Origin of the sequence: Microbacterium sp. HD4P20, from assembly GCF_019449275.2 — a bacterium.
GTDB lineage: Bacteria > Actinomycetota > Actinomycetes > Actinomycetales > Microbacteriaceae > Microbacterium.
Genome location: NZ_JAHZQZ020000014.1, coordinates 462,683 through 475,485, shown reverse-complemented (window position 1 = coordinate 475,485; position 12,803 = coordinate 462,683). Strand labels below are relative to the sequence as shown.

Genomic DNA, 12,803 nt, shown 5'->3' with positions numbered 1-12,803 from the left:
CCGTCACTGCTGGGGATGCGCACAGGAAGGTCTCCTCAGCTCGCTTAGGGTGGACTGCGTGCCCCCCGACGCCGCACCGCGCCCGCTGCTCCCGCTGTGGGCGGCCGTGCCCGTGTCAGCGGCCGGAGGCCTGCTGCTGGACGTCGCCTTCCCGTCGGTCGGCTGGTGGCCGATGGCGTTCCCCTCGATCGCGTTGGGGCTGGTCGCACTGATCGGACGACAGGTCGGCGGCGCGCTGCTCGCGGGGCTGGCTTACGGACTGGCGTTCTATCTGATGAATGTGGACTTCACCGCGGAGTGGGTCGGGCCGCTGCCCTGGATCGCGCTCTCGGCGTTCGAGTCCCTGTTCGTCGCGGCGGGCGCGGCGGTCATCGCCCTGGCGTATCGCTGGGTGCCGCGTCTCGTTCCCGGGCGCCGCGCACGGCTGGTCGTGCTCCCGGTGCTCGTCGCAGGGCTGTGGACGGCTCGCGAGGCCGTTACCGGCGGCTTCCCCTACGGCGGATTCCCCTGGGGCCGCGTGGGCACCAGTCAGGTGAGCGGGCCGCTCATCGAGGTCGTGTCGTGGACGGGAACCGCGGGGCTGACGTTCGTCGTCGTCGCGGTCGTCGCGGCCGCGATCGAGATGATCCGGATGCCGCGCCGCGGCCGGTCCGGTGGGTATCGCAATCTGCTCCCGGCGGCGGCTCTTGCGGCGATCGTGGCCGTTCTGACCCTCGTGCCCGCATGGCCGACGACGCCGGCCGGCACGATGCGCGTCGCGAGCGCGCAGGGGAACGGCCCGGCGGGGTACTTCGACGAACGCGCGGCCGGGGACATCCTCGAGTCGCAGTATGAGGCCACCATGCCGCTCTTCGGCGAAGAAGACGTCGACGTCGTGCTGTGGCCCGAGGGAAGCGTCGACCTCGATCCGGCGGAATCGCCGGCCGCGGCATCCGCCCTCGACAGGGTCTCACGGGAGCTGGACGCGCCGCTTCTCGCCAACCGCATCGACCAGCGCGGCGACGCGTACTTCAACATGTCGTTCCTGTGGCGGGCGGGGGAGGGTATCGAGCAGACGTACGACAAGCGCAACCCGGTGCCCTTCGGCGAGTACGTCCCTGATCGGAGCTTTTACGACGCCATCGCGCCTGACCTGATCCGCATGATCGGTCGTGACTACACGCCGGGTCAGAACGCACCGGTGTTCGACATCGACGGCACGCTCGCAGGTCTGGCGATCTGCTTCGACGTCATCTACGACGCGCTGGTGTGGGAGGGTGCGCGCGACGGCGCGAGGGTTTACCTCTTCCAGACCAACAACGCCGACTTCCGTGGCACGGACGAGAACCTCCAGCAGCTGGCGGTCGCCCGGCTGCGGGCCATCGAGACCGGACGCGCCGTGGTGAACCTCTCAACCGTCGGGACCAGCCAGGTGATCGCGGCGGACGGCAGCACCATCGAGGGGCTTCCCGCCGACGAACCCGGTCATATGTTGACGGACGTGCCGCTGCGCACCGGCCTCACTCCGGCAACGATTGTCGGGCCGTGGGTGGATGCGGTGCTGTCGTGGGGAAGCGTCGCGGTGCTGCTCGTACTGGGCGTCACCGTACGCCTGAGCGCGCGACGGCACGCGAAAACGCCGGCCCCGTAGGGCCGGCGTCGCGCAATCGCGAAGGGTCAGGCGCTGAGTTTGTCGACCGTCATGTCCTCGCCCGCGCCGCGTCGCGCGCGGACATACGCAAGACGCTCCTCGAGGAGCTCCTCGAGCTCGGGCATCGTGCGGCGCTCGAGCAGCATGTCCCAGTGGCTGCGCGGGGTCTTGTCGCCGGAGTGATCGACCGTCGCGGTGCCGTCTCCGACCCGCAGCAGCGACTCGGCGCCGCACGTGCGGCACTCCCAGGCCGGCGGGACTTCGGCGTCTGCCGCGAAAGTCAGGATGGTGTCACGTCCGCACGACGTGCAGGTGTAGGTGTGCTGTGCGCGTTCATGGAACACGACGCCCTCTTCGCTCTGTAGGCTCTGGGCGCCGAGTCGGATGCCGCGCAGACTGCGGTCTGCCATTTTGTGGTCCTCTCGTCGCTGTACAGGTATAACGAAGCCACCTGTGGGGATCATCCGAAGCGGCCGCGTTGAGCGGCGTTTCACAGTGGATGCACAGCGGGCGCGGGACGCCGCCGGTCGGGGGTGATCAGGCTAGCGTCGCAAGGGCGACATCAGCGCAATCCGTCACGATACCATCCGTGCCCATGGCGACGAGCCGACGCATGTCGTCCGGGCTGTTCACGGTCCACACATGCACCTCCACGCCGTGCCGATGCGCGGCGGCGATGAGACGAGGTGAGACCACCCGGAGACGGCGTTGACGCTCGGGCACCTGCAGGGCATCGACGGCGCCGAGGGCGCGGGCGACGAGTCTGTCTGAGCGTGACGCGACGGCGGCCAGCACGCGGGCTGTCGTGCCGGTGCCCGCCGATGTCGCCGGACGGATGCTGCCGCCCGCGTCCTGCGCGGCGGCGAGCGCAGTCAGGCGCCGAGCGTCTGAGAAGCTCGTCAGCAGCACGCGCTCACCATGGGCTGCCACCGCCCTTCCGACCGGGACAGCGGCCACTTCGGCCTTCACGTCGAGGTTGAACCTCACTGTGGGGAACGACTCGAGCGCCTGCTGCAGCGTGATGAGACCGCCGCGATCGGCCATCAGGCTCTCGAGCTCGCGCGAAGACACGTCCGCGATGCGCCGCGGGTCTCCCGTGACGCGCGAAAGGTCGTCGTCGTGGAAGAGCACCACCACGCCGTCGGCGGTGAGGTGGCAGTCGGACTCGATGTACTCCGCGCCGGCCGAGTGGGCAGCTGCCACCGCCGCGAACGAGTTCTCGGCGATTCCCGCAGCGGCATCATCCGGCGTCACCAGTCCCCGGTGCGCGAGCACGCGCGGCGTGGTGATGCCTTCGAACCAGGGGTGCGGCATCCCTGGTTCAGCGCGGGATCTCGCCGCCCGTAGCACCGGGCGTGGACTCCCTGGCCTGCGCGGCGATGGCATCGGCGGTGGAGGCGGCTGCCTGGGCTTCCGCCAGAGCCTCGTCGGCGGCCGCGCTCGAACGTTCGCGGTCACGGGTGGCCCGGGTGGCCGAGGGCGACGACGTGGACGTGCGACCACCGAAGGCGTCTCCGATGCCCTTGAGGGCCTCGGTCAGCTCGCTGGGAATGATCCACAGCTTGCTCGAGGGGCTCTCGGAGATCTTCGGGAGCGTCTGCAGGTACTGGTACGCGAGGAGCTTCTCGTCAGCATCACCGACGTGGATCGCGTTGAAGACCATCTCGATCGCCTCGGACTCACCCTGCGCGCGAAGGACGGCCGCCTGCTTGTCACCCTCGGCGCGGAGGATTTCGGCCTGCCGACGGCCCTCTGCCTCGAGGATCTGCGACTGCTTGGACCCCTCTGCGGTGAGGATCGCAGCACGCCGGTCCCGCTCGGCCCGCATCTGCTTCTCCATCGAGTCCTGGATCGAGTGCGGCGGATCGATGGCCTTGAGCTCGACGCGACCGACGCGGATGCCCCATTTGCCGGTGGCCTCGTCGAGCACCACGCGCAGCTGTCCGTTGATGTTGTCGCGACTGGTGAGCGCCTCTTCGAGGTTCAACCCGCCGACCACGTTCCGAAGAGTCGTCGTGGTCAGCTGCTCGACGGCACCCAGGTAGTTGGCGATCTCGTACGTGGCCGCTCGAGCGTCCGTGACCTGGAAGTAGACGACCGTGTCGATGGACACCACGAGGTTGTCCTCGGTGATCACCGGCTGCGGCGGGAAAGACACGACCTGCTCACGCATGTCGATGAGCGGGCGGAGCCGGTCGATGAAGGGGACGAGGAGGTTGAGGCCCGGAGTGAGAGTCTTGTGGTAGCGGCCGAGACGTTCCACGATCCCGGCGTTCGCCTGGGGAATGATCCGGATCGAGCGGGCGATGACGACCAGTACGAAGATGAAGACCGCGATCGCGAGGAGCCAGCCGATCGCGGTGGGGATGAAGGCTTCGATATCGTTCATGGCCGGGGCTCCTCGGTGGCGGGCGGCAGGATCGTCCCTGTCGGGGCGATGGAGCGCACGAAGGCCGTCGCGCCATCGATGCGGCTCACGCGCACAGGCGTTCCGGGGTCCAGCTCGCCGGACTCCGCGCGCGCGGTCCACAGGTCTCCGTTGGAGAGCTTGACCTGGCCGCTGTGACCGCTGACCGTCGAGACGACCGTGCCGGCCAGTCCGACGAGCGCATCGACGTTCGACAGCGCCGGATCCTCACCCCGCCTGAGCCGCCGCAACAGCGGAGGCCTCAGGAAGAGCACGAGTACGGCTGCGACGCCCGCGGCGACGATGACTTGCAGCCACAGCGGTGCGCCGAGCAGGTCGGCGCCGAGACCGGCGAGGCCGCCGATGCTCAGCATCAGGAACGTGAAATCGAGCGTGAGCATCTCGATGACGAGAAACGCGAGTATCAGCACGAGCCAGCCGATCCACGCCCACTGCTCGATGGTCTGGATGAGCTCCACGATGCGCCTCCTCTTGCCTCGAACCTACCAGGTAGGGTCGTTGGGTGACCCTGTCAAACGACCCGATATCCCCACCGCTTCCCGCCGGTTCGCTGAGCGGCCGGACGGCTCTCGTGACCGGCTCCTCGCGCGGCATCGGCGCCGACACCGCGCGCTATCTCGCCGAGGCGGGAGCCAACGTCGTCATCAACTACCGCAACAAGGCACCGCGGGCCGAGAAGCTCGGCGCGCAGCTGCGCGAACTCGGTGTCGAGGTGCTCGTCGTGGGCGCCGACCTGACCGATTCCGCTTCGGTCCAGGCGATGTTCGACGAGGTTGAGCGCACGTTCGGCCGACTCGACATCCTCGTGCTCAACGCGTCCGGCGGCATGGAGTCCGGCATGGCCGAGGACTACGCGCTCCAGCTGAACCGCGACGCGCAGGTGCGCGTGCTCGAGACGGCCCTGCCCCTGCTGAAGGAGGGATCGCGCGTGGTGTTCGTCACCAGCCATCAGGCCCACTTCATCCGCAGCACCGCGACGATGCCGGAGTACGAGCCGGTCGCGCTGTCCAAGCGCGCCGGCGAGGACGCGCTCCGCGAGCGCATCCCGACGCTCGCCGAACGCGGGGTCGAGTTCGTCGTGGTCTCGGGCGACATGATCGAGGGCACCATCACCGCGACTCTGCTGGAGCGGGCCAACCCGGGTGCCATCGCGGCGCGCCGCGAGGACGCCGGCAAGCTGTACAACGTGGGGGAGTTCGCCGCAGAGGTCGCTGCCGCGGCGCTCGATCCGGTTCCCGCTGACAACACGCGCCTCGTCGGCGACGTGTCGTCGTTCGCAGGGGAGTGACCGTGCGCGCCGAAGACATCGAGAAGCTCGTCTCGGTCGGACGCCCCGATATCGCTCCCGACGGATCCTTCGCGGTCTTCGCGACGTCGCGCCCCGACCTCGTGGCCAATCGGGGAGTGGGCCAGGTATGGCGCGTCGATCTTCCGGACGGTGCGCCCCGACGGCTCACGAGGGGAGTGGCGGATGCCGCGCCGCGGCTGTCGCCGGACGGCTCGCGGATCGGGTTCCTCCGGCTCGACGCGAAAGGCAAGCCGCAGGTGCACGTCGTCGCAGCCGCGGGTGGGGAGCCGGTCCAGGCCACCGATGCGGTGCTCGGCGTCGAGCATTTCGCATGGTCGCCGGACGGAACGACGTTGGGCTTCCTTGCTCGCGTGCCTGACAAGGGTCGCTATGGGAGCGTGGAGGGGCTGGATGCCGCGGCCGAGGCTCCCCGTCACATCACCGGCATCCGCTGGCATGCCAATGGTCTCGGCTACGTCGCCGACCGTCCCGCGCACGTGTTCGTGATCGCCGCGCCATCTGTCGACGGCGAGCCCTTCTACGAGCCGGCCGCGGCCGTCCTCCCCGAGGATTCCAAGGCCCCTGCAAAGACGATCGTCGCGGCCGAGGCCCGGCAGCTCACCACGGGCGATGCCTCGCACGGCGGGCTCGTCTTCACGGCCGACGGCCGCGAGCTTCTCACCGTGCCGGACGCCATCGAATCGGACCGGCGGGATCTGCGCTCCCGTCTGGTCGCCGTCGCCACGGACGGGTCAGGCGTGCGCGAGGTCCTCGCCGTCGATGCCGGACTCTCGCTGTACGGCGTCGAGACCGCCGGCGACGGCGCCATCGCCGTGCTCGGCCACGAAGTCGGCGACGAAGGGATCGACTTCATCGCACCTGGGGTGGGGCTGTGGCTGCTCGAGGAGGGCGGCCCGCGACGACTCACCGATGCCGAGACGATCGACCTCGGCGAGGTCGGCAGTCACATCGAACCGGTCGACGACGACTTCCTGGTGCAGCACCGCACGCGCGGCCGCGTCACCTTGCTCCGCGTGACCCGCGCGGGCGAGGTTTCGGAGGTGCTCGGCGGCGACGTCGAGGTCGGTGGCCAGGCGGCGGCCGGCGAGCGCGTCGTGGCGGCCGTCGCGCGACCGGATTCGCACGGCGAGCTCGTTCTCATCGAATCGGGCGAGGCGCGCACGCTGACCGCGTTCGGCGCCGGCGCTGCGGCATCCGGAATCGTCGTCCCTCGGGAGCTCACCGTCACCGGGCGCGAGGGCTATCCCGTGCACGGCTGGGTGGCCACGCCCGAAGGAGACGGACCCTTCCCCGTGATTCTGCAGATCCACGGCGGACCGTATGCCTCGTACGGCATCCATCTCTTCGACGAGACGCAGGTCCTCGTCGACGCGGGGTACGCGGTGGTCTACTGCAACCCCCGCGGCTCCGCCGGCTACGGACGCGCGCACGGGCGCAGCATCCGTCAGCAGATGGGCACGCTCGATTTCGACGACGTCATCGACTTCCTCGAGGGAGCTCTCGCCGACGATTCTCGCCTGGACGGCGGGCGCGTCGGGATCATGGGAGGCTCGTACGGCGGCTACCTCACCGCGTGGGTGATCGCGCACGATCAGCGGTTCGCCGGAGCCATCGTCGAGCGCGGCTTCCTCGACCCGGCCACCTTCCAGGGAACGAGCGACATCGGCACCTTCTTCGGGGACGAGTACGTCGGCCCGTCGGGCGACGACATCGCGCGGCAGAGCCCGATGGCGGTGGTCGGCGACGTCACGACGCCCACGTTCGTGATCCACAGCGAGCTCGACTTCCGATGCCCGCTCGAGCAGGCGACGCGCTACTACTCGGCGCTGAAGCGCCAAGGCACCGACGCCGAGATGCTGGTGTTCCCGGGCGAGAACCACGAACTCACGCGCTCGGGCCAGCCTCGTCACCGCGTGCAGCGTTTCGAGGCCGTCCTCGACTGGTGGCAGCGTCACCTGCCCGTGTCCTGATCGCAAGACACCGCAGAACGGCCCCGGAAGCCTTGCTTCCGGGGCCGTTCTCGATCAGGCGTAGATCAGAGGTCGCCCTTGCCGAATGTGAAGGCGCGGACGATGTTGATGATGCCGAGGACGACGAGCGAGATGCCCAGCAGCCACCACAGCACGATGGTGCCCCAGATCGGGGAGAACAGCACGACGATGCCCGCGATGATGCTGAGGATCGCGAAGAAGATCGTCCACCCCTTCGACGAGGCGTCGCCGAGCGTGGAGAGCGACACGATGCCTTCGACGATCCACATGATGCCGACGAGGATGCCGATGAACAGTGCGAGCCAGACCGCGGTCTGACCCAGGTTGAACAGGGCGACCACGCCGCCGATGATGAACAGGATGCCGAGCAGGATGTGCCCGACACGAGCCCACCCGCCCTTCGTCTTGGAGAAGATTCCGAGACCGGCGTAGACGAGTCCCGCTGCAATGGCGTAGATCGCGATGATCGCGGTCACCACCATGGCGGTCTTGCCGGGCCAGACGAGGATGAGGATGCCGACGATCACCGCGAGAACGCCGCCGATCCCGAGGGCGGTGCGGATGCCGTTGACGGCCGACTTCTCGGCCGCGTATTCGGTGGACATGGGAGGGTCCTTTCTGAGAGTTCCCTGAACGTGGTGCGGCTAAAGCTTAGACCCCAAGTCGAACTCTTGCGCCAGTGCCGGCGTGTGTCGCGACGAGCGCGCTACCGTGAGCGTGCGACAGGTCGCGCGGAGGGAGTACGCAGATGGCGGTCATCTCGAGGGGATTCGGAGCCCGTCGGCGTGAGAGTGATCCGAGGCTCCCGCCGGGGCAGTACCTGACCGAGGACTTTCCCGTCCTATCGGCCGGCCCGACGCCGCGGATCGATCCGGACGAATGGAGGTTCGACATCCGAACCGAGTCGGGCGAGTCGGTGTCGTGGTCCTGGGACGAGTTCCTGTCACTGCCCGTCGAGGACGTTCACACCGACATCCACTGCGTGACGCGGTGGTCGAAGCTGGGCACGTCGTGGCGCGGGGTCCCGCTCGAATCGCTGCTCGAACACGTCGAGACCGATGCCTCGTACGCCATGGCGCATTCGTATGGCGGCTACACCACGAACATCCCGCTCGACGAGGTGCGCGGACGGGCCTGGGTGGCGTTCGAGTTCGAGGGCGAACCGCTGGACCCGGAGCACGGCGGACCCGCCCGACTGCTCGTTCCGCACCTGTACTTCTGGAAGAGCGCGAAATGGGTGCGTGGGCTGACCCTCATGGACAACGACGAACCCGGATTCTGGGAGCAGAACGGCTACAACATGCACGGCGACCCGTGGACTGAGGAGCGGTATTGGTGACCGTCGGCGGCTGGCACATGGCCCGTGTGGTCGAGACGGTCACCGCGACTCCTTCTGCTCGTGTGCTTCGTCTCGCCGTGGGCGGATGGCCGGGCAACGAGGCGGGGCAGCACGTCGATGTGAGGCTGACCGCTGAGGACGGCTACCAGGCGGTGCGCTCGTACTCGCTGGGCTCGTACGGCCCCGCTGACGTGATCGAACTGGCCGTCGACGAAGTGCCGGATGGAGAGGTGTCGCCGTACCTCGTGCACGATGTCGCGATCGGTGATGAGCTCGAGGTGAAGGGCCCTCTCGGCGGCTACTTCGTGTGGCGCGCCGGGGGAGAGGCTCCAGTGCAGCTCGTGGCAGGCGGGTCAGGGATCGTACCGCTGATGGCGATGGCGCGTGCAGCGAAGGATGCCGGGGCGACGGCATCCTTCCGGCTCGTCTACTCCGTCCGGCGCGCCGGTGACGCGATATATCGCGATGAGCTCGTCGCCGGCGAATCCGACGGGGGAGTGGCGGTGACGTGGGCGTACACGCGAGAGGCGCCCGCGGGATGGGGTGGTCGTGCCGGCAGGCTCGACGCGGCGACGCTGCGCGCCGCAATCTGGGAGCCGGAGCGCGAACCGATCATCTACGTGTGCGGCCCGACAGGTTTCGTCGAACACGTCGCCGACACGCTGGTGGGGCTCGGGCATGCGCCTGCGCGCATCAGGACCGAACGATTCGGAGGTGCGTGATGCAGATTCGAAACGCGGGGAGTCACGTCGACGGCAACGCCGTCGCGGGACTGCTTGCCGAGGTCTTCACGGTCGACGTCACAACGATGAGATGCCAGTGCGGCACGTGCGGCGTGGCGGCTCCGCTCGCTGAGACAGTCGTGGAACTCGACGACTCGGCGGCCATCATTCGGTGCCGTGGCTGCACGCACACCCTCATGACGGTGGTGCGCGCCGACGGTGGGGTGCGGCTCATCATCGGAAGTCTGCGCGAACTGGTCCGCGAGTGAGGTGTCGCCTCACCCGAGGAGCACTGTGATGGTGATGAGCACAGGTACGCACCCCACGGTGGTGAGAAAGACGGTGTCGCGTGAGATCGTCTCGCCGATGTCGTAGCGCTGCGAGTAGTTGAAGACGTTCTGCGCCGTGGGAAGCGCCGCCAAGACGGTGACGATCAGGACGTCGTGAGCCGAAAGCCCGAAGGCGAACTCGGCGACCGCCCACGCGATGACAGGCATGGCCACGAGTTTGAGTGTCGTGGCGAGCATGATGTCGCGCCGTCGGCCGGAGGGGCCGAGCACGCGCTGGCCGTGCAGCGAGATCCCGTAGGCGATGAGGAGCAGCGGCACGCAGGCGTTCGCGAGCAGCTGCGCCGGCTCCATCACGACGGGCGGAAGTTCGATTCCCGAGACCGACACCAGCGTGCCCAGCACGGAGCCGAGAACGATGGGGTTGGTCAGGACCTTGGCGATCGCCCGCCACAATGACGAGCGCGCCGTGGTGACGGCATCCAGAATCGCCATCGTGACCGGCGTGAAGACCAGAAGCTGCATCAGGATCACCGGCGCGGGATACGCTGCGCTGCCGAGCAGGTACAGCGACAGCGGGATGCCGATGTTGTTGGAGTTCACCTGGCCGGCGCTGAGGGCGCCGATCACCGTCTCGCCGACAGAGCGCCGCCATGCGAGGCGTGCGATGAGGGCATGGGCGACCATCACCGCGACGGCGGCGATGGCCGACACCGGCAGCAGGGCCGAGAAGAGCGTGCGCACGTCCGCCTGCGCGAGGACGACGAACAGCAGAAACGGCGACAGCACGAAGAAGGTGAGACGCGCCAGCACCGGACGCGCGTGCTCGCCGAGCAGGTCGATGCGCCCGATGATCCAGCCGACGATGATCGCGACGCCCACCACGACGAACCCGGTGAGCGATTCCAGCATGGTTCGAGCGTAGAGACAAGGCGGTCGCGCGTCCGAATCGGCGGGGCGGCTCTGTCAGAATGACACGCGTCGACGAAAGGACGTGACGGATGCCGGAGCCCCGTGATGGAGCCGCCCGCAAGGCCGATGCGCTCGAGATGCTGACCGCGCCCGCTGCGGATACGTGGGTCTCGACCGCGTCGGGGAGCGGCGAGCCTCACCTCGTGCCGCTGTCGCTCGCGTGGATCGGTGATCGCGCCGTGATCGCATTGGAGGCCGGCTCGGTGACGGCGCGCAACATCCTCGCGGGTGGTCGTGCGCGTCTCGCCCTAGGCCCGACGCGTGACGTCGTGCTGATCGACGCCGAGCTCGAGCGCTCCGTCGGCGTCGACGCCGACACGGCGATCGGCGAGGCGTACGCCCGGCAGGCGGATTGGGACCCACGCGGACTCGCGAACTACGTCTTCCTCATCTTGCGACCGAGGAAGATCCAGGCGTGGCGTGAGACGAACGAACTCGCGGGCCGGGTGCTCATGCGCGGCGGCGCGTGGACCGTCTGATGGTTCGACCGGACGAGGAGAGCACGATGCACATTGATGGACTTCCCGGCCTCGAGTGGACGAATGGACCATCACCGGCCCATTTCGACCGCGATGCGGGCGAGCTGCGCCTGGAGGCGGCGGCCGGCGTGGACTGGAGCAATGACCCACTCGGCGGGCCGAGTCAGCATGGTGCGACCCTGCTCGGGTTCCGACCCGAGGGCGACTTCGCCCTCAGCGCTCGCGTCAGGGTGCAGGGACCGCGGTCGACCTTCGACGCGGCCGTCCTCGGGCTCTGGTTCGACGAGGACCACTGGGCGAAGCTCTGCTTCGAATTCTCTCCCGCCGGTCAGGCGATGGTGGTGAGCGTCGTCACGAACGAGTTCTCCGACGACTGCAACTCGACGATCGTCGAGCAGCCGCTCGTCCATCTCCGGGTATCGCGACTCGGGTCGGCATACGCGTTCCACGCGTCAGCCGATGGCGCGCATTGGGATTTCGTCCGGGTGTTCCGGATGCACACGCGCGCCACGGCGCTGGTGGGCTTCATGTCACAGGCGCCATTGGGTGCGTCCTGCGATGCGCGGTTCGACGAGATCGCGTTGAGCAACCGAGCACCGGCAGATCTGCGCGACGGCTCCTGACACGGCGTCCTCGTCGCGCCAGCGGCTTCAGAGGGGGATGGGCGCGGTTCGTTCATGAACGGCGTCGAGGTATGTCCGGAGGGCTGGGGGCGAGTTGACGTGGAAGGCGCAACCGAGCAGCAGCAGGCGGATGGCAAGCCAGGGGGCGGTGTCCTCAGCGCTGCGCCAGCGCGTAACGTCTCCTTCGGCGGTGAGATCGCCGTCGCCGACGTGATCGCGCAGCCGTTCCCTGGCGACGTTCAGCGGCAGCAGGAGGATGATGTCGGCGCGGTAGGTCGATTCCATCGCTCGCTCGCTCGCCTCGAGATGCGCCAGGACATCCTCATCCGGCATCGTGTTGCGTGCGGGCGCGCCCGTCGGGCGTGGCTCGCGGATGCGATCGACGCGGAAGGTGCGCCATCCGTCTCGCTCCACGTCGAACGCGACGAGGTACCAGCGTCCGTGTGAGCTGACGAGCCGGCGCGGTTCGATGTGGCGCGCTCCGCGCTCTCCGTCGCGACGCTCGTACTGCATGCGCACGCGCTCTGAATTCGAGGTTGCGGACGCGAGGATCGTGAGGACATCCGGATCGGTGGGGAAGTCGGCGCGAACGCGCCACGTCATCGCGGTCCCACCCAGATTCCGGACGCGGTGCCGCAGTCGAGAGGGAAGCGACGTGCTGAGCTTGGCGAGGGCGCGAAGACCGGCGTCCTCAAGTCCGGGGAGACCTTGCGCGGCGATGGTCCGAACACCCAGTGCCACCGCAACCGCCTCGTCATCTTCGAAGAGAAGCGGCGGCATCGATGTGCCCGCGACCAAGCGATATCCTCCGTGGACCCCGAGATCCGCTTCGACGGGATAGCCCATCTCGCGGAGGCGGTCGACATCACGTCGCACCGTGCGGTGGGTGACCCGCAGACGTTCAGCGAGTTCGCTGCCGGCCCAGGTGCGCGGGGTCTGCAGCAGCGACAAGAGGCTGAGAAGGCGTGAGGTGGGCCCGGGCATGTCCTCATCTTTCCTCACGCGCAGGACAAGAACTGTCCT

At 68.4% G+C, this 12,803-nt stretch carries 15 protein-coding genes; 8 read left to right on the top strand and 7 right to left on the bottom strand.

Going from position 1 to position 12,803, the window contains the following annotated elements:
- Nucleotides 1-58: 58 nt before the first annotated feature.
- Nucleotides 59-1,630 carry an apolipoprotein N-acyltransferase gene (gene lnt, locus K0817_RS10520; RefSeq protein ID WP_219981384.1) on the top strand — a complete coding sequence of 524 codons (1,572 nt, stop codon included), beginning with the start codon at nt 59-61 and terminating at the stop codon, nt 1,628-1,630.
- Between the two features lie 26 nt (nt 1,631-1,656).
- Here the strand turns inward: lnt and K0817_RS10515 are convergent, their stop codons facing one another.
- The 4 genes from K0817_RS10515 to K0817_RS10500 all read right to left on the bottom strand — a co-directional run bounded on the left by K0817_RS10515 (nt 1,657) and on the right by K0817_RS10500 (nt 4,516).
- Nucleotides 1,657-2,040 (bottom strand): RNA polymerase-binding protein RbpA, encoded by a 384-nt coding sequence (locus tag K0817_RS10515; protein ID WP_219981383.1) that lies wholly within the window; start codon nt 2,038-2,040, stop codon nt 1,657-1,659.
- Between the two features lie 127 nt (nt 2,041-2,167).
- Nucleotides 2,168-2,944 carry a glycerophosphodiester phosphodiesterase family protein gene (locus tag K0817_RS10510; RefSeq protein WP_219981382.1) on the bottom strand — a complete coding sequence of 259 codons (777 nt, stop codon included), beginning with the start codon at nt 2,942-2,944 and terminating at the stop codon, nt 2,168-2,170.
- A gap of 7 nt (nt 2,945-2,951) precedes the next feature.
- Entirely contained in the window at nt 2,952-4,019 is a 1,068-nt protein-coding gene (locus K0817_RS10505) for an SPFH domain-containing protein (RefSeq protein WP_219981381.1), read from the bottom strand.
- Nucleotides 4,016-4,516: an NfeD family protein gene (locus K0817_RS10500; protein ID WP_219981380.1), complete on the bottom strand. Its 501-nt coding sequence runs from the start codon at nt 4,514-4,516 to the stop codon at nt 4,016-4,018. The genes K0817_RS10505 and K0817_RS10500 overlap by 4 nt, the downstream gene beginning before the upstream one ends.
- A gap of 65 nt (nt 4,517-4,581) precedes the next feature.
- Between K0817_RS10500 and K0817_RS10495 the strand changes: the two genes are divergently transcribed.
- On the top strand, nt 4,582-5,346 hold the full coding sequence (locus tag K0817_RS10495; protein WP_219981627.1) for an SDR family oxidoreductase: 765 nt from the start codon (nt 4,582-4,584) through the stop codon (nt 5,344-5,346).
- A gap of 2 nt (nt 5,347-5,348) precedes the next feature.
- Entirely contained in the window at nt 5,349-7,337 is a 1,989-nt protein-coding gene (locus tag K0817_RS10490) for a S9 family peptidase (protein ID WP_219981379.1), read from the top strand.
- 65 nt (nt 7,338-7,402) lie between these two features.
- Here the strand turns inward: K0817_RS10490 and K0817_RS10485 are convergent, their stop codons facing one another.
- Nucleotides 7,403-7,963 carry an HdeD family acid-resistance protein gene (locus K0817_RS10485; protein WP_219981378.1) on the bottom strand — a complete coding sequence of 187 codons (561 nt, stop codon included), beginning with the start codon at nt 7,961-7,963 and terminating at the stop codon, nt 7,403-7,405.
- A 143-nt stretch (nt 7,964-8,106) separates the two neighbouring features.
- Between K0817_RS10485 and K0817_RS10480 the strand changes: the two genes are divergently transcribed.
- Genes K0817_RS10480 through K0817_RS10470 form a run of 3 tightly spaced genes read left to right on the top strand, consistent with a single transcriptional unit; the run spans nt 8,107 to nt 9,688 of the window.
- The gene (locus K0817_RS10480) at nt 8,107-8,697 is read left to right on the top strand and encodes a sulfite oxidase-like oxidoreductase (RefSeq protein WP_219981377.1); all 591 of its coding nucleotides are present in this window, start codon (nt 8,107-8,109) and stop codon (nt 8,695-8,697) included.
- Nucleotides 8,694-9,419: a ferredoxin reductase gene (locus K0817_RS10475; RefSeq protein ID WP_253735298.1), complete on the top strand. Its 726-nt coding sequence runs from the start codon at nt 8,694-8,696 to the stop codon at nt 9,417-9,419. Before K0817_RS10480 ends, K0817_RS10475 begins: the two co-directional genes overlap by 4 nt.
- The gene (locus K0817_RS10470) at nt 9,419-9,688 is read left to right on the top strand and encodes a DUF6510 family protein (RefSeq protein WP_219981376.1); all 270 of its coding nucleotides are present in this window, start codon (nt 9,419-9,421) and stop codon (nt 9,686-9,688) included. Before K0817_RS10475 ends, K0817_RS10470 begins: the two co-directional genes overlap by 1 nt.
- Nucleotides 9,689-9,697: 9 nt before the next feature.
- Here the strand turns inward: K0817_RS10470 and K0817_RS10465 are convergent, their stop codons facing one another.
- A complete protein-coding gene (locus K0817_RS10465) occupies nt 9,698-10,618 on the bottom strand; it encodes an AEC family transporter (protein ID WP_219981375.1) in 921 nt (306 codons plus the stop codon).
- An 89-nt stretch (nt 10,619-10,707) separates the two neighbouring features.
- Here K0817_RS10465 and K0817_RS10460 point away from each other — a divergent pair, with 89 nt between their 5' ends.
- Nucleotides 10,708-11,157, top strand: coding sequence for a pyridoxamine 5'-phosphate oxidase family protein (locus K0817_RS10460; protein WP_219981374.1), 450 nt, complete (start codon nt 10,708-10,710; stop codon nt 11,155-11,157).
- Between the two features lie 26 nt (nt 11,158-11,183).
- A complete protein-coding gene (locus K0817_RS10455) occupies nt 11,184-11,780 on the top strand; it encodes a DUF1349 domain-containing protein (RefSeq protein ID WP_219981373.1) in 597 nt (198 codons plus the stop codon).
- A gap of 27 nt (nt 11,781-11,807) precedes the next feature.
- On the opposite strand, the gene K0817_RS10450 is transcribed toward K0817_RS10455, so the two are convergent.
- Nucleotides 11,808-12,764: a YafY family protein gene (locus K0817_RS10450; protein ID WP_219981372.1), complete on the bottom strand. Its 957-nt coding sequence runs from the start codon at nt 12,762-12,764 to the stop codon at nt 11,808-11,810.
- Nucleotides 12,765-12,803 lie beyond the last annotated feature (39 nt).

Bases quoted from the DNA above. Each gene is read 5' to 3' on its own strand.
- K0817_RS10485 (WP_219981378.1), bottom strand. From the start codon at position 7,963: ATGTCCACCGAATACGCGGCCGAGAAGTCGGCCGTCAACGGCATCCGC.
- K0817_RS10450 (WP_219981372.1), bottom strand. From the start codon at position 12,764: ATGCCCGGGCCCACCTCACGCCTTCTCAGCCTCTTGTCGCTGCTGCAG.
- K0817_RS10465 (WP_219981375.1), bottom strand. From the start codon at position 10,618: ATGCTGGAATCGCTCACCGGGTTCGTCGTGGTGGGCGTCGCGATCATC.
- K0817_RS10455 (WP_219981373.1), top strand. From the start codon at position 11,184: ATGCACATTGATGGACTTCCCGGCCTCGAGTGGACGAATGGACCATCA.
- K0817_RS10480 (WP_219981377.1), top strand. From the start codon at position 8,107: ATGGCGGTCATCTCGAGGGGATTCGGAGCCCGTCGGCGTGAGAGTGAT.
- K0817_RS10505 (WP_219981381.1), bottom strand. From the start codon at position 4,019: ATGAACGATATCGAAGCCTTCATCCCCACCGCGATCGGCTGGCTCCTC.
- K0817_RS10460 (WP_219981374.1), top strand. From the start codon at position 10,708: ATGCCGGAGCCCCGTGATGGAGCCGCCCGCAAGGCCGATGCGCTCGAG.
- K0817_RS10510 (WP_219981382.1), bottom strand. From the start codon at position 2,944: ATGCCGCACCCCTGGTTCGAAGGCATCACCACGCCGCGCGTGCTCGCG.
- K0817_RS10515 (WP_219981383.1), bottom strand. From the start codon at position 2,040: ATGGCAGACCGCAGTCTGCGCGGCATCCGACTCGGCGCCCAGAGCCTA.
- K0817_RS10470 (WP_219981376.1), top strand. From the start codon at position 9,419: ATGCAGATTCGAAACGCGGGGAGTCACGTCGACGGCAACGCCGTCGCG.